Origin of the sequence: Permianibacter fluminis (genome assembly GCF_013179735.1) — a bacterium.
GTDB lineage: Bacteria > Pseudomonadota > Gammaproteobacteria > Enterobacterales > Permianibacteraceae > Permianibacter > Permianibacter fluminis.
This window is the reverse complement of record NZ_JABMEG010000001.1, coordinates 2,037,988-2,053,405: the sequence shown is the minus strand read 5'-3', so window position 1 is coordinate 2,053,405 and position 15,418 is coordinate 2,037,988. Positions and strand designations below refer to the sequence as shown.

Below are 15,418 nucleotides of genomic sequence, written 5' to 3'. Positions count from 1 at the left end.
CGGGAGAGTGGCTCTTGGGTGAGTGTTTCCGGGAGCATGTTTCCTGAAGCACGGCCGCCGGCCCCGCTTAATCACGAACGAGAGTGGCGAGGCCGGTCTTGCCCGCCACGTCGCCGGCAGCCGGCCGCCGAAAGCGCTCGCGGTAGCGCGCCGGCGTCAGCCCGAACACCCGCCGGAACGCGGCCCGGTAGGTTTCCAGCGACGCGATACCGCAGGCCTCGGCGATTTGCGCCAGCGACAGCGACGACGACTCCAGTAGGGCCTGCGAGCGGTACAGGCGCTCGCGGATCAGCCAGTCTTTCGGCGCCATGCCGGCAGCCTGCTGGAACCGGCGCAAGAATGTCCGTTCGCTCATGGCCGCTTGCTTGGCGAGCGCCGGCACCGTGATGGTTTCGGTCAGCCGGGCCCGCGCCCAATCCATGGCCTCGCCGATCCCGCGGCCGGGGTGAGCCGGCAGCGGAGCCTCGACAAACTGGGCCTGACCGCCTTCCCGATGTGGCGGCACCACCATCCGGCGGGCGACCTGATTGGCCACTTTGCTGCCGTAATCGCGCCGGATCAGGTGCAGGCAGGCATCAATGCCGGCCGCACTGCCGGCCGAAGTGATGACTTGCCCCTCATCGACATAGAGCACGTCGGGCTCAAGCTGAACGCGCGGAAAGCGGGCGCGAAAAGCGTCGCGATAGCGCCAGTGGGTGGTCGCCCGTTTGCCATCGAGCAGACCGGCCTCGGCCAGCACAAACGCGCCGGAGCAAATGGTCAGAAAGCGGGCGCCATTGGCCGCCGCCTGCCGTACCGCGTCGAGTAGCGCGGGCGGCACCGGCGCCTGATGGTGGCGCCAGCCGGGCACGACAATGGTGCGCGCCGCAGCCAGCGTGGCCAGCCCGGCGCTGACCGTGGCGGTCATGCCGCCCAGCATCCGGATCGGACCGGGCTCGACCGCGACCAGCGCGAACTCATACCAGGGAAAGTCGAATTCCGGCCGCGGCAGGCCAAAGGCCTCGACCGCAATGCCGTATTCGAAGGCGCACAAGCCGTCATAGACGAGTACCGCCACCAGTCCGGGCGACGAGCCGGTAGCTGCCGATTCCGTTGATGCTGATGCCGATCCGCCCGCCTCCGCTCTGGATGCCCGCGCCATGAAAACCTCCGCCACTCGATTGGCGAAAATCTACCACATCCTGTCTTTTGCGCCACTGCCGGAGTTCGGCTGACCGCCAGACAATGACGACCGTCAGCGCCCCAGATCGGCACAACAGCCCGGCGCCACCGGCGTCAGATCCACACGCAGCCCAGCAGGAGAACCCCATGAGCACCGCCCCGAGCTTCACCCGCAAAAGTGCCGTCAGCCAGATCACGGCCGCAACCCCAGAGGACGTCATCCAGCACGTGCAGCGCCGTCTGGCGCTGGAAACCGATTGCTGGGATGTGCACGACAGCATCAGCACCGGCAACAAGGATTTTGTTCTGGTCGATGTCCGCTCGCCGGAAATGTTCAGCCGCGGCCATCTGCCGGGTGCCGTCAATATTCCGCACGGCAAATTGATTGCGTCGCGTTTGCAGGACTTTCCACCGGACAGCTTGTTCGTGGTCTATTGCGCCGGCCCGCACTGCAACGGTTCCAGTCGCGGCGCCTTGCGGCTGGCCCAGCTCGGTCGACCGGTCAAGGAAATGATTGGCGGCGTAACCGGCTGGCTGGATGAGGGTTTCACGCTGGAAACAGCGAGCGCGGATCAAGAGAGCTGAAAGCGCTGCCGACACGCCGCACTCAGGGCGCTGATACACTGCGGCCATCATTTGGCCGAGGTGTTTTATCCATGAGCGAAACCACCGATCTTTCCGAAAGCGTTGCGGAACTGTTCAACAACGGCTGCGCCTGCGTGTCGCTGGATCGGGCCAGCCTCGCCAGCGCGCTTGGCGATCAACTCGGCGCACCGATGGCCGATGCGCTGGCGCACCACTATCCCGGTTTGTTCGCCAACGTCGCGCTGTTTTTGCCGACCAGCGAATTCCGGGCGATGCAGCAACTGATTGAAGCCGTTGAAAGTGTTGTTGCCAGCTCGGCGTATCAGCAATCGGTACTGGCGAATGCGCCGGCTGTGGCGCAAACCGATGCAGGCCCGGCCGGCGCTTTCATGGGATACGACTTTCACCGCGATGGCGACAAACCCAAGCTGATTGAGATCAACACCAACGCCGGCGGCGCATTTTTGAACGCGGCGCTGCGCCGGGCCCAGCAGGCCTGCTGCGCGGAAATGGCGGCGGTGCTGTGGCCACCGCTGGCCAACGATTTTGAAACCAGTGTGCTGGCGATGTTCCGGGAAGAATGGTCGCGTCAGCGCGGCCAGCAACCATTGCGGCGCATCGCCATCGTCGATGACCAACCCGAACAGCAATTTCTGTATCCGGAATTTCAGCTGGCAAAAGAGCTGTTTCAACGCCACGGCATTGATGCCGTGATCGCCGATGCCGGTGCACTGCAGTATCAGGATGGCCGACTGACGTATCAGAACGACAGTTCACAACTTGCCGATCAAAGCATCGATCTGGTCTACAGCCGGCTGACCGATTTCCTGCTCACCGCCCCGGCTCATCAGGCGCTGCGGCAGGCGTATCAGGACGGCGCGGTGGTGTTGACGCCGAATCCGCACAACTATGCGTTGTACGCCGACAAGCGCAACCTGATCCAGCTCAGTGACGCCACCCAATTACAGCAATGGGGCGTACCCGCCGCCGTGCAAACCACCCTGCTCAACAGCATCCCGAAAACGCTGGCGGTGACGGCGGCCAACGCCGAGTCGTTGTGGCGCGAGCGCAAGCAATGGTTCTTCAAACCGGCGCAAGGCTTTGGCAGCAAGGCCAGTTATCGTGGCGACAAGCTGACCAAAGGCACCTGGGCCGACATCATTGCCGGCCATTACGTTGCCCAGACCTTTGCCCCGCCCAGCGAACGGATGATCAGCGAGGATGGTGCGGCCATCGCACTGAAAACCGATATCCGTATCTACCGCTACGCCGGCCGCAGCCTGTTGGTAGCAGCACGTTTGTATCAGGGACAGACCACCAATATGCGCACACCCGGTGGCGGCTTTGCCCCGGTTTTTCTGACCTGAGCCACCGGCCCGAAAAATGCTGACTACACTTTTCAGCAAGCGCTGAACCGTGGAGTGACGCCATGCGGCGAGTCTGGCCAGCATGCCTGTTGATTGCTGCGCCATGGATGGCAACGGCCCATGCGGCCGAGACAACGGAGCTGTTTTCCCTGTCGCTGGATGAACTGGCCAGGGTGGTGGTGACCTCGGCATCACGCAAAGCCGAGCGGCTGATTGACGCGCCGGCCACCGTCATCGTGTTGACGCAAAACGATTTGCGCTTGCGCGGCTATCGCGAACTGTCCGAAATTTTCGACGATCTGCCGGGCATGGATGTGTCCCGCCCTTACGGTGACACCTGGTTCCAGAACCAGTGGCGCGGCATCCGCAAAAGCATCTCCGTGCCCTACTTGCTGATGCTCGATGGCTTGCCCCTGAATCATCTTTACTTCAATCAGGCGGAGATCATCAGTGCGCTGCCGATGAACGAAATTGACCGGGTCGAAGTGGTCTACGGCCCGGCCGCGGTGGTGTATGGCGCCAACGCCTTTGTCGGTGTCATCAACGTCATCACCCGACAACAGCTCGGCGAAAATGGCACGCATTTCACCGGCCAGTTGCGCCGCGGCAGCTTCAACGCCGAAGAACTCGACTTCCATTACCTGCAGCAGCGGGATGACTGGCGCATGAGCATCGCCGGCCGGCTCGATCGCGGCGAGCGCGACCCCGATCAGGCCGACGGTTATGAATGGCTGAATGACCGCTACTACTCCGATCGTCAGCTGTGGGGCGCGTTTGTCGATGATCCGGATTACGGCGGCCGTCACGACTCGCCACACGAGCACAGCGGCATCGATGTCAGGCTCGGCTGGCACGACACTGAACTGAGTGCGCAATATTTCGTGCTCGAATCCGGCTTTGGCAGCGTGTATGCCGCCGACGCGGCGCAAAATCACGCGGTCTGGCGCGAGCCCGATCTGATCCTGTCGTTGCGCCAGCAGCATCAGGGCGAATCCTGGCAAGGAAACACGATCCTGCGTTATCGGGAAAGTGGCGTCGCCGACAATTCCTATTTTCTCGAAGGCTACAACGTCACCGATGAGTTTGGCGTGACGCGCCGGGTGGTGGATTTCTCCTATTGGGGTTCGGAAAACGACAGCCTGGCCCTGCTGCACGACGGCCAGACCACGCTGAGCGAACACTGGTCGCTGGTGGCCGGTGGCAAATACGCCCGCAAGAATCTGCAGAAAGCCTATCGAACCAATTACGGTCCGTCCGTTGATCCGGAAACGCTGCTCGATTTGGCCGACTACCCTTTCCCCGATCACGCCAGCAATGACAGCATTCCGAACAACCATATCGAAACCCGCGAATGGTCGCTATACGGACAATTGCGTTACAGCACCGAAGGCGTATTTGCCGCCTCCGATCAGCACATCGTGACCATCGGTCTGCGCCACGATGGTCACAGCGAATACGACAGCGCTACGTCGCTGCGCGGTGGCTATGTGCTGAGCAATGGCCGCTGGACCGGCAAAGTGCTGTATGGCGAATCGTTCAACGAACCAGCACCACGCGAACTGTATGGCGGCTGGCGCGGCAGCGGCAGTGATCCGCAGCTCGATCCGGAAACCGGAAAAACGCTGGAAACCCAGATTGCCTATGCCGGACCAAACTACAGCCTGTGGCTATCGCGCTGGCAGCTGCGCACCCGTAACGACATCGTGACGTTCAGCGGTGGCGCCCGCAATGAAGGCGAGCGAGAAATCGACGGCTGGGATCTCGGTTGGCGCTGGAAGCTGGCCGCCGAATCGTTCTGGCAAACCCAGCTCTGGGGTTATTACTCGTATATCGATGCCAACGAGATTGCGGCCGGCAGTGAACAATCGATTCCGGTTGGCGATACCGCCGACAACAAGCTGCAGTTTGGTTTGACCTGGACACCCGCACAGCAAACCGCACTGACGCTGCGCGGTCGACATATCGGCAGCCGCGACACGGTTGCGAGCAATCCGGCCGAGCATCTTGACAGCTACACCGTCTGTGACATGACGCTGCTCTGGCGCGGCATCATCGATCCCTCGCTAAGCCTGTCGGTAACCGTACTCAACCTGTTCGACAAGGACTATGCCCAGCCCGGCGTGCGCGAAGCTGCTGCCGGATTCAGTCCCGGCAGTCGCGACAACAATGACGTCTGGCAAGGCAGCGCCAGCTTTTACAATTCCTTGCTGCCGCAGGAAGGTCGCAGCATTCAGTTGTCATTTTATTGGGATATTTGACACAACTTCCTTCATCACCAAACTGCAGTCCGCGTGAATTTTGCTGGCAAAATTCAGCTGAATTTTCCCTGAACAACGCCACTCGCACAGTTCATTTCCGGTTCAGCCAACCGACTCTACTCTGGCCTCCGTCCGGACCGAATGCCGGTCCGCATTCGAACAGGCAACTGTTCACCTACAGACGGAGTTGTTCATGATGATGAAGAAATCGCTGCTGTCCCTCGCTGTGTTCGCCGCTGCTGGCGTTGGTGCGGCGCAGGCCAGTGATCTGTCCTACAACTATGTGCAGGGCAGCTACACCGAAACGGAAATCGATGCTGAAGGCGCGTCCATTGATATCGACGGCTTCAATCTTGGCGGCTCATTTGAATTGGGCGACATGTTTTTCGTGACACTCGAAGCCGGCAAGGCCAGCGGCAACGACAACTTCCTGGGTGCCGATGTCGATGTTGATACCGACAGCCGCACCATCGGTTTTGGTTTTCACACCGCCATCAACGACAAGGTCGACTTTGTTGCCAGCTTGGCCAAGTCAACGGTTGATGTCACCGTTGATGTTGACGGCTTCAACGAGTTTGATGGCGATGCCGATGCCAATCTGCTGTCGGTCGGCGTGCGCGGTCTGGCCAGCGAATCGGTCGAGCTGTTTGCCAACGCGATCTACGTCGATGGCGACGATGACTCCGAAACCGATCTCAATTTCGGCGGCATGTACCATGTCAGCTCGAATTTCGGTCTTGGTTTGAGCTTCACCTCGGCGGACGATGCCGATGCCACCTCGGTGTTTGCTCGCTTCACGTTCTAAACCCGTGTTCTGAATCCTGAGTCCTGAGTCCTGACGCAACATCGTTCAGGAAGCTACGGCCCCGCTTGCGGGGCCGTAGTTTTTTGCTCACAAGGCTGAGCCGTTAGCACTCTCGTCGCAGCTCGGATCTCGGTCTCTCGCCATCACGTTTGCCGCAGCACCACACCGGCTTGCGGCATAATGGCGGCTCACACCCATCCCTGACGTTTCTCAACGTGGCAAAAACCGCTGCTGCGCCTGCCTGCCCGTGCTCACCTGAGCGTCGCTATGCCGACTGCTGCGGGCGCTATCACGCCGGCCAGATCGCGCCAACACCGGAAGCGCTGATGCGTTCGCGTTACAGTGCCTACGTGCTCGGCTTAGATGATTACCTGCTGGCGAGCTGGCATGCCAGCAGCCGACCTGCCGCGCTGGATTTGCAGGACGAGCCGCCACGCAAATGGCTCGACTTGACCATCAACCGGCAGTACACGAATCCCGATGATACCGGCGTGGTCGAATACTGCGCCCGGTTCAAGATCGGCGGGCGAGCCTATCGCCTGCACGAAACCAGCCGCTTTGTCCGTGAGCAGGGCCGTTGGTATTACCGTGATGGCGATATTCACGACTAACGCCAATCAACCAGCGCGTGACCAGACGCACCGGAGTCGCCCGTTCAAAAGCGAGCGGAACGCCAGGCACGGCCAACGGCCCACAGCCTGAGCGCAGAACGCCGCCATTTTGGCAATGGCTTCTAGGCAAGCCGGAGTCGACCCGGTAAGGTAGGCCGCGCGCAATTTGCCTAAACCTGTGATGCAAGGGGAGACAGTCTCGATGGATTCCTATGTCAAGAAAGTGCTGATCAGCGGCGAGCGGATTTTGCACACCGGCCAAGTCTCGTGGTGGACCTTGCTCGGGCCGCTGGCGCTATCGGCAATGTTGCTGGCCAGTGCGCTGAGCTTGCAGCTGCTGCATCCGATCCCGGTGCTGCCACTGGTGTTGCTGGCCGCGTCGGCGCTGGTGGCGCTGGTCGCCTACGTGCGGCAACGCTCAACCGAGCTTGCCATTACCAACAAGCGCATCATCGTCAAACGCGGCTTTGTCCGCCGCGACACCATCGAAATCAATCTGGTCAAAGTCGAGAGCTTGCAGGTGGAGCAAAACTTGCTCGGCCGGATGCTGAATTTCGGCGACATCATCGTTTCCGCCGGCGGCGGCCCGATGGCGCCGGTCAGCGGCATTGCCGCGCCGCTGGTTTTTCGCCAGCACTTCAACGAAGCCACCGACCAAAGCCAGCAACCGGCAAAAGCCGGCTAAAAAAAAAGCGCGACTGCAATGGTATGCAGTCGCGCCAACTTGCCGATGCGCGCCCTCATGGCCTGCATCTGAAACCGCCTTACAGCGGCTGGCTTGGCTTGTTACGAGCCTTTTGCAGCAGCCGATCACGTTGGCTGCGCCAGCGGGCGAAAATCAGCCCGGCCACCACGCCCAGCAACAACCAACTCATCGAGCCACCACCACCGCTTTCACTGGAGTGGCTGCTGCCGCCACCGCCATTGCTGCCGCCGTTGGCCACCGTATCGCGACCGGCATCTTCCAGCGGCACCCGTGACAATTCCGGCCGTTCGCTGGAGACGGTCGCCACCAGCAGATTGCTCGCGGCATCGTACAGATCGATTTGCACATCGTAGCGTGAGGTGATGTACCCACTCAGCCAGTCGCCAGTGAAGCTGAAGCGATCGGCATCACCGCTTTCATCGACCTGGAATACTTCCGAGGTATGTTCGGTCTGCCAGTTGCCATCATCGGCACGCACCCGCAACACCGCATAGGCCATGCTGGCGCCAAAATCGCGGTCCGGATCAAAACTGATGCTGAACTTGGAGTAGTAGCCGTCGTGATCGCTGTCGATCAGCAGCGTGGTATCGACATCATTGATGTGATAACCCGCATTCGGCAACGGAATGTCGAGCCCGGCATCTTCCAGTCGCAAATCCCGCAGCGACGCGTCCTCAAACGGACCGATGGTCGCGACGATGCCGCTATAACCGACCTCGTACAAATCGATCAGGACATCGTAGTCACCGGTCGGATAACCGTCATTCAGCGTGGTGTCGACGTAGTAGTCATCGCTGTCGCTGTTGCCGTAGATCCAGAAATCATCGGTGGTGTAGTAATGCTCCCAAGGACCGGTGTCGCCGACCCGGCGCAGATACAGTTTGGCGTAGACCTTGGCATCACCGCTGCTGACATCGGCATCAAAGCGGATTTCGAAGCGGCGGAAATAGCCGTCGGCATCGACATCGCTGATCAGGTCGCGGCCAGCATCCCAAAGCCGGAAGCCGTAGCTGCTGCTGCGCAAGGTGACGGTATCCGGACGGGCGGCTTCTTTCTGCGTGGTCTTCTGGCCGCTGGCTGCCAGCACACGTTCATCACGGTAGTGCACCGGTGTGGTCGCCGCGTTGCCGGCTTTCTGCCCTACCGAGCCATTGTCGGGCTCGGTTTCATTTTGGCTGTCGGCGCTGCGGCCAGACTGATAATGCGACTGCGGCGAGGAACTGCCCGTATCTGGCGCTTTGTTGGCCACCGCAGCCGCACTGCCAGCGGTTGTCGATGCCGCAGATTTGCTCGCAACATAATTGCCAGACGAACTGGCTGAAGTCGCCGGCGTTTCGCTGGCGGCCCAAGCGGCTGGCATGGCCAGTACTAGAGCAAGGGCAACGGCGCTGCGTAACATGGTTTCACTCCCTGGTCGTTCGACTCAATTGCAGGGGCCGCTAACGCCGCCCCATGCATGATGTTGGCGCTCATTTGGCACGCCGGGCACTGAATCGATCCTGAACGGTGGACGCTCCCGACCCAGCCCCCTAAACTGGGCGGGCAAACATTCAGGTAACGTTCATGCTCACCACTCCCATTCGATTGCTCGACTCGGCCATGATCAGCCGCAACGTGCGCCGGCTGCGCTTTGTTCGCAGCGATGGCGGCAGCTTTGCCTACCGGCCGGGTGAATTTGTTTCGCTGCATCTGCCCGATGACAGCGGCGAGATTTACAAGCGCAGTTACAGCATTGCCACCGTTGCCGACAACCCCGCTGCTGCCGAGACGCTGGAGCTGGTCGCCAGTCACGTTGAAAACGGCAAGGCCACGCGCTGGTTCTGGCAGGCGCAGCCGGGCGCCGAAATTGCTTTTTCCGGCCCGCATGGCCTGTTGGTCTGGCCGGAAGTGCTGCCGAAGCGGCTGATTTTGATCGCCACCGGCACCGGCGTAGCGCCCTATCGGGCCATGTTGAAACAAATGCAGCCGCATTTGACGCAAGGCATGCAGGTGCATCTGCTGTTTGGTGTCCGCGATCAAGCCGAGGCATTTTATCTCGACGATTTTCGCGCGCAGGCGCAGGCTTTCCCGTCATTCCAGTTCAGCCTGTGCGTGTCGCGCGCGGCAGCCACTGCGCCCGATGAATATGCCGGCCGGGTCACTGATCGCTTGCAGCAGCTGAATCCGCAGGCGGACACGGATCTGGTCTATCTTTGTGGCAACCCGGCCATGGTCGATGAAGTGTTCGAGCGCCTGAAAGCCGTCGGGTTTGGCGTCAAGACCGTCAAGCGGGAGAAGTATATTTTTTCGCGCGCCTGATCCGCGCTATTCGCCACTAGCGAGGACCACCGGCTCATGCTGCTCCAGGGAATACTGCTGATTGGCTTGACCGTGTTGGTCATCGCGCTGCTGCTGCGCTGGCAGATGCCGGCCATTCTCGGCTATCTCGCCGCCGGCATCGTGCTGCGCGAGTTCGGTTACGATCTGTACGGCCAATCATCGGAGCTGCGCTTGCTTGGCGAGCTCGGGCTGGTCTTTCTGCTGTTCACTCTCGGCCTGGAGTTCTCGCTGCCCAAACTGAAAAGTTTGCGCCGCGCGGTGTTCGTGTTCGGGCCCAGCCAGTTGCTCGGTACTGCGTTTGCGCTGGGCTTGCCACTGTATCTGTTCGGCTTGCAAAGCAAATTGGCGCTGGTGCTTTCGCTGGCGCTGGCCATGTCGTCGACAGCTTTGGTCAGCAAGCTGTTGGCAACGCAGCGCGAACTCAATACCCGTCATGGTCGCAACGCCATTGGCGTGCTGCTGTTTCAGGATCTGGCGGCGGTGCCGTTGCTGATTCTGGTGCCGGCGCTGGGAGTCTCCGGCGAAGGCCAATTGGCCCAGCATCTGCTGCTGGCCTTTGCCAAAGGCCTGACGGCGGCGGCGCTGTTGGTGCTGGTCGGGCGCAAGTTGCTGCCGCCGCTGTTTCACTGGGTTGGCAAATCCCGTAGCGATGAATTGTTCGTGCTGGTTTGCCTGCTGGTCACGCTGGTCGCGGCCGAAGTGACCCACGAACTTGGCCTGTCGATGGCGCTCGGCGCGTTCCTCGCTGGCACCTTGCTCGGCGAGAGTCAGTTCCGCCACCAAATCGAAGCCGAGATCCGGCCGTTCCGCGATGTCCTGATGGGTTTGTTTTTTATCGGCATCGGCAACTTGCTGACGCTGACGGTGCTGGTCGATCACACCAAGGTCATCGTGCTGGCCCTGCCGTTAATCATTTTGATCAAGGCACTGGTCGTGTATGTGTCGCTGCGCCTGCTGAAAGAGCGTCGGCGCGAAGCGATCATGTCCGGCATCGTGCTGGCGCAAGTCGGCGAATTTGGTTTTGCGCTGTTGGCGCTGGCCTCGGATACCGCCCTGCTTGATCGCACCACCGTATCGGTGGCGCTGTTCGTCGGCATTGCCAGCATGCTGCTGGCGCCGTTGGCGTTGCGGCACAGCGGCAATCTTGCGGATCGCCTGCTGCGACGCCGTCGTCGGCAGGAAGACGACAGCGATCCGCTGCAGGTCATTGAGTTGGCGGCACTGGAATTGAGCGGCCATGTGATCGTCTGCGGCTTTGGCCGGGTCGGCCAATTGGTCGTGCGCTTTACCGAAAACGAAGGTTACAAGGCGCTGGCACTGGATCGCGACAGCCAACGGGTGCTGGAGGCCAATCAGGCAGGCGTGCGGGTGTTTTTTGGCGACGCCAGCCGACCGGAAATTTTGCGCGCCGCCGGTCTGGATCGCGCCCGCATGGTGGTGGTCTGTGTCGACAGTGCCGGGCACGCCGAATTGATCATTCGCCGGGTACGCGCGCTGCAACCCGAGCTGCCGGTTCTGGTTCGTACCCAGGATGACAGTCACCTCGATGTGCTGCGGGAAAGCGGCGCCACTGAAGTGGTGCCGGAGATTCTCGAAGGCAGTCTCATGCTGGTCTCACATGTGCTGGTGATGCTCGATGTGCCGGTCAACAAAGTGCTGCACCGGGTTCAGCAGGCGCGGCGCGCCCGCTACAAACAGTTGAAAGGATTTTTCTACGGCGCCGGTGCCGACATGACGGTCGACAGCAGCAAACGGCCGCAGCAATTGCACCCGGTCACACTCGGCAAAGACGCCGCTGGCGTGGGCAGCACACTGGGTGATCTGCATCTGGAAGCAATGGGTATCGAGGTCACCACCCTGCGCCGCGGTGAGGTCGAAACCGCCTACCCCGCCAACACCGAGATGCTGCGGGCCGGCGATACCCTGGTGCTGATGGGCTTTCCGGAAAATATCGAGGCGGCGGAATCACGGCTGATTTCCGGCGCGCGCCGGTTCAGCCGGTTTTAGTCGGCGGAATGCGCCGGCCACGTGAAGTCTTGTGCGAGACAATGCCCATGATCTGGAAGCCGGCTTTTCCGAAACCGCAGGTGCACCAGCAACGACATTGCTACGTATCAGCTCGATACGCCCAGCCTAGTTCAAGACTGGCAACCCAAATCAAGAACACGACAACATGATTCCGTTTGAAACGCCAGCACAGAAACCCGTCGTCGGTATCAGCACTTGCCTGCTGGGCGAGCCGGTGCGTTACGACGGCGCGCACAAGCGTGACGATTATCTGACCGGCGTCTTGTCGACGCATTTCGATTACCGGCCCTACTGTCCGGAGGTTGGCATCGGTCTGGGCGTGCCGCGTCCGCCGATTCAGCTGATCAATATCGATGGCGCCATCCGGGTGCGTGGCGTGCGCGAACCGGAACGCGATTTCACCGACGCGCTGCATCAGTTCGCTGACCGGCAATTGCCGAGCCAGCGCACGCTGTCAGGCTATGTGCTGAAAAGCAAATCGCCCAGCTGTGGCATGGAGCGGGTCAAGGTGCACGGTGCCAAGGGCGGATTGCCGCAGCACAGCAGCGGCGCTTACGCAGCACGCCTGCTGCAGAATTTGCCGCTGCTGCCCGTGGAAGAAGAAGGCCGCCTGCACGATCCGGTGCTGCGGGAAAATTTCATCGTTCGCGTTTATGCGTATGCGCGCTGGCAAGCGCTGCGGGCAAGCCATCCGAGCAAAGCCGATATCATTGCCTTTCACACCCGGCACAAACTGCTGCTGCTCGCCCATAACGAGGCTGCCTATCGCCGGCTCGGCAGGATGGTCGCTGAACTGAAAGGCCCGCTCAGCGCGCACTGGCTCGATGCCTATGCCAATGAATTCATGGCGGCGTTGAAGCGCAAAGCCAGTCGCAAACGTCACACCAATGTGCTGCAGCACATCGCCGGCTATTTCAAGCGCACGCTTGATGCGGCAGACCGGGACGAGTTGGCCACGCTGATCGATGACTACCGTCTGGAAAAAGTGCCGTTGATCGTGCCATTGACCCTGCTGCAACACCATTTGCGCAAACAACCTGATGCCTACCTGAATCAGCAACTGTATTTTGCGCCGTATCCCACTGAACTCGGCTTGCGCAATGTGCTGTAGCACGGGTCTCTGACCGTAACGGATATGCTTTTCTGAAAGGCCGCTGACCGCGACTGCCTTCTGGCAAAAGTTGCGGGCGGCAGCTCACCGGAAACGCTTCACTCAACGCGACGGCCGCGCCGCTTGCGCCAGCAGCCGCGAACGGGCTGAACGTAACAGGCAGCGGGAATACAGCTGGTGAAAGCCGAGCAAGGCATGAAACAACAAGCCCATTCCACGCCGCCGATCGCTTTCATTGCCGCCACGCGGCACCACGGCCGAGCCGAAATAAAGCAAGGTTTTAATTGGGCTCACGTCAAGCGAATCCGCATTTCTCAAGTCCGATGTACCCGATGCCGATTTGTTGGCATCCGCTGCAGCGCCGACAGTCTCAACCATCAACCAGGACTTCGTCCGGCCGGTGAAATCGGCCAGCAGAAGCTGTCCGCTGGCACGGGCTTCCACGCGCCACGCTGCAAAGTGATCGCAGTCACCAGACGCCAGTGCTTGGGCGTCGCGGTCCGTTGACGTTTTGCCAACGGCCCAACGAAGAATCAGTCGCTCCAGTTTGAACAACGTCGTGGTGTAGAACGCCTCGATAAACGCTGGTGCAGAAACAACACCGGCGACCGTCGTCACATAGCAATCGGTGTATGCGCCCTGGTCACGACAGCGCTGCAACAGCGCCGTCGGCGGCAATTCGCAGGGTTGGATTGCAGAACTCATGAAAGCGAGTCCGGCAATGTAAACGACACAGCCGTCACTTCCGCTGAACCTTCACTGACGGCGCTCAATTGCCAAACTCGTATAGCGGCTGCGCCTTGTCGACCACGTGCACGGTGAACAGTTTCAATGGCACCTCGCCAACCACGGTGAAGCCGGCATGCTCGGCGTCGCGCAGATTCACCAGCGATGCACCGGTCAACAAGGCACTGGCCTCTTTGCCGGGCAGCTGAATGCTCGCGCCCTGCACCACATACGCCACTTCAATGCCGTGATGCGAATGCCGGGCAACGGTAGCGCCGGGCGGATATTCGGCCGTGGAGGTGATCACTTCCATACCTGGCGCGCCGGACAAATCGACGCGCTTCACTTCCACCCGCTGCGGTGAATCCGTGAGCTTTTGCGCCAGCAGCCCGGAAGCAAAACCCAGCGCAAATACCGCGCCAGCAAAAACCCGCATTCTGATGACCGAAGCCATGTCGATTCCTCTGTTAGTCGAAACCATCGCGCCGTAAGACGCGGTCGCATCGCGATGCCCAGCACATAACATCGCATCAGAACCCAACTACAGCTCACCCGCTCGCGTTCATGTTGTTGCCGCACCGCCGCAGAACACGGCGATACCCGTCACCAACGGCAACGCAGCTTAGCAAGATTGTCCGACCGGCATTGGCGGTCGTCGTGCGCTTTCGATTCATTGCCGACGGCGCTCACCACTCTGTGCGTGGACCGTTGTCAGCGTCGTCGTGCACCCATGTCACCGCGACCACATGGCCCTGTTTGGGCGACTGACAGCGGTCTTGTCCCCGGCCTTGGGACAGCCGGTCACCAAACCCGCGCCACACTTCTGGTGAGAACGAACCAGTTACTTCGCGCCGTCCCTGCCCGCGACGGCCCGCCCCCTTCTCTGGTCGGCGTTTCCTGCTATAGTGCGGCGGTTTTGTGCATCGCAGCATTTGCCGCAGGCTAACGAGGTCGCTATGCAGATTCAGGACAAAGTCATTGCCATTACGGGCGCGGGTCAGGGTTTGGGTAAAGCCATGGCGCTGACCCTGGCGAGCCAGGGCGCCAAGCTGGCGCTGGTCGACCGCAACGCTGACGCGCTGGAGCGGGCGGTGGCGGAATGCCGCAAGCTCGGCGTGCGCGCTGAAGGCTATATCGCGGACATCGCCAACGAGGGCGAGGTCGAGAACCTGTTTGCCCGCATTGAAACGGCATTCGGCGGGGTCGATGCGCTGGTCAACAATGCCGGCATCATTCGCGACGGCCTGCTGGTCAAGGCCAAGGACGGGGTCATTGAAGGCAAGCTCAGCCTGAGCGATTGGCAGAAAGTGATCGACGTCAATCTGACCGGCGTTTTCCTCTGCGGCCGTGAAGCTGCGGCGCAAATGGTGCAGAAAGGCCGGCCGGGCGTGATCGTCAATATTTCGAGCATTTCCCGTAATGGCAACATGGGTCAGAGCAATTACGCGGCGGCGAAAGCCGGGGTCGCAGCCATGACTGTGACTTGGGCGAAAGAGCTGGCACGTTACGGCATTCGCTGTGCGGCTATTGCGCCAGGCTTTATCGCCACCGACATGACCGCGAGCATGAAGCCGGAAGTGATTGCGAAAATCGAAAGCGGCATTCCGCTGCGCAAGATGGGGCTGCCGGAAAACATCGCCCAGACGGTCAAATTCATTCTGGAAAACGATTACCTGACCGGCCGCGTGCTGGAAATCGACGGCGGTCTGCGGCTGTAGCACGAGCCGATTGCCCAACAAAA

14 protein-coding genes are annotated in these 15,418 nt (G+C 60.8%); 10 read left to right on the top strand and 4 right to left on the bottom strand.

The window, feature by feature from the left end; genetic code table 11:
- Positions 1–67: 67 nt before the first annotated feature.
- Positions 68–1,141: a transcriptional regulator FtrA gene (gene ftrA, locus HPT27_RS08860; protein WP_172241915.1), complete on the bottom strand. Its 1,074-nt coding sequence runs from the start codon at positions 1,139–1,141 to the stop codon at positions 68–70.
- A gap of 167 nt (positions 1,142–1,308) precedes the next feature.
- On the opposite strand from ftrA, the gene HPT27_RS08855 reads away from it, so the two are divergent.
- The 6 genes from HPT27_RS08855 to HPT27_RS08830 all read left to right on the top strand — a co-directional run bounded on the left by HPT27_RS08855 (position 1,309) and on the right by HPT27_RS08830 (position 7,472).
- Positions 1,309–1,746 carry a rhodanese-like domain-containing protein gene (locus tag HPT27_RS08855; RefSeq protein WP_172241912.1) on the top strand — a complete coding sequence of 146 codons (438 nt, stop codon included), beginning with the start codon at positions 1,309–1,311 and terminating at the stop codon, positions 1,744–1,746.
- Positions 1,747–1,817: 71 nt separating this feature from the next.
- A complete protein-coding gene (locus tag HPT27_RS08850; protein ID WP_172241909.1) occupies positions 1,818–3,113 on the top strand; it encodes a hypothetical protein in 1,296 nt (431 codons plus the stop codon).
- Positions 3,114–3,175: 62 nt separating this feature from the next.
- Positions 3,176–5,371 carry a TonB-dependent receptor gene (locus tag HPT27_RS08845; RefSeq protein ID WP_172241906.1) on the top strand — a complete coding sequence of 732 codons (2,196 nt, stop codon included), beginning with the start codon at positions 3,176–3,178 and terminating at the stop codon, positions 5,369–5,371.
- Between the two features lie 193 nt (positions 5,372–5,564).
- Complete coding sequence (locus tag HPT27_RS08840) at positions 5,565–6,176, top strand: outer membrane beta-barrel protein (protein WP_172241903.1); 612 nt, start codon at positions 5,565–5,567, stop codon at positions 6,174–6,176.
- A 215-nt stretch (positions 6,177–6,391) separates the two neighbouring features.
- Complete coding sequence (locus tag HPT27_RS19460; RefSeq protein ID WP_328820589.1) at positions 6,392–6,787, top strand: YchJ family protein; 396 nt, start codon at positions 6,392–6,394, stop codon at positions 6,785–6,787.
- Positions 6,788–6,989: 202 nt separating this feature from the next.
- On the top strand, positions 6,990–7,472 hold the full coding sequence (locus tag HPT27_RS08830; RefSeq protein ID WP_172241897.1) for a PH domain-containing protein: 483 nt from the start codon (positions 6,990–6,992) through the stop codon (positions 7,470–7,472).
- A gap of 79 nt (positions 7,473–7,551) precedes the next feature.
- Here HPT27_RS08830 and HPT27_RS08825 read toward each other — a convergent pair whose 3' ends face one another.
- Positions 7,552–8,892, bottom strand: a complete 1,341-nt coding sequence (locus HPT27_RS08825) for a choice-of-anchor H family protein (protein ID WP_172241894.1) — start codon at positions 8,890–8,892, stop codon at positions 7,552–7,554.
- Positions 8,893–9,056: 164 nt separating this feature from the next.
- Here HPT27_RS08825 and HPT27_RS08820 point away from each other — a divergent pair, with 164 nt between their 5' ends.
- From HPT27_RS08820 to HPT27_RS08810, 3 genes are all read left to right on the top strand, one after another.
- Positions 9,057–9,791 (top strand): FAD-binding oxidoreductase, encoded by a 735-nt coding sequence (locus tag HPT27_RS08820; protein ID WP_172241891.1) that lies wholly within the window; start codon positions 9,057–9,059, stop codon positions 9,789–9,791.
- 36 nt (positions 9,792–9,827) lie between these two features.
- Positions 9,828–11,819 carry a cation:proton antiporter domain-containing protein gene (locus HPT27_RS08815; RefSeq protein WP_172241888.1) on the top strand — a complete coding sequence of 664 codons (1,992 nt, stop codon included), beginning with the start codon at positions 9,828–9,830 and terminating at the stop codon, positions 11,817–11,819.
- Positions 11,820–11,985: 166 nt separating this feature from the next.
- The gene (locus HPT27_RS08810; RefSeq protein ID WP_172241885.1) at positions 11,986–12,951 is read left to right on the top strand and encodes a YbgA family protein; all 966 of its coding nucleotides are present in this window, start codon (positions 11,986–11,988) and stop codon (positions 12,949–12,951) included.
- A 102-nt stretch (positions 12,952–13,053) separates the two neighbouring features.
- Here HPT27_RS08810 and HPT27_RS08805 read toward each other — a convergent pair whose 3' ends face one another.
- A complete protein-coding gene (locus HPT27_RS08805; RefSeq protein ID WP_211197907.1) occupies positions 13,054–13,656 on the bottom strand; it encodes a hypothetical protein in 603 nt (200 codons plus the stop codon).
- A gap of 64 nt (positions 13,657–13,720) precedes the next feature.
- Positions 13,721–14,131 (bottom strand): cupin domain-containing protein, encoded by a 411-nt coding sequence (locus HPT27_RS08800; protein WP_211197906.1) that lies wholly within the window; start codon positions 14,129–14,131, stop codon positions 13,721–13,723.
- Positions 14,132–14,633: 502 nt separating this feature from the next.
- Here HPT27_RS08800 and HPT27_RS08795 point away from each other — a divergent pair.
- Entirely contained in the window at positions 14,634–15,395 is a 762-nt protein-coding gene (locus tag HPT27_RS08795; protein WP_172241882.1) for an SDR family oxidoreductase, read from the top strand.
- Positions 15,396–15,418: the final 23 nt, after the last annotated feature.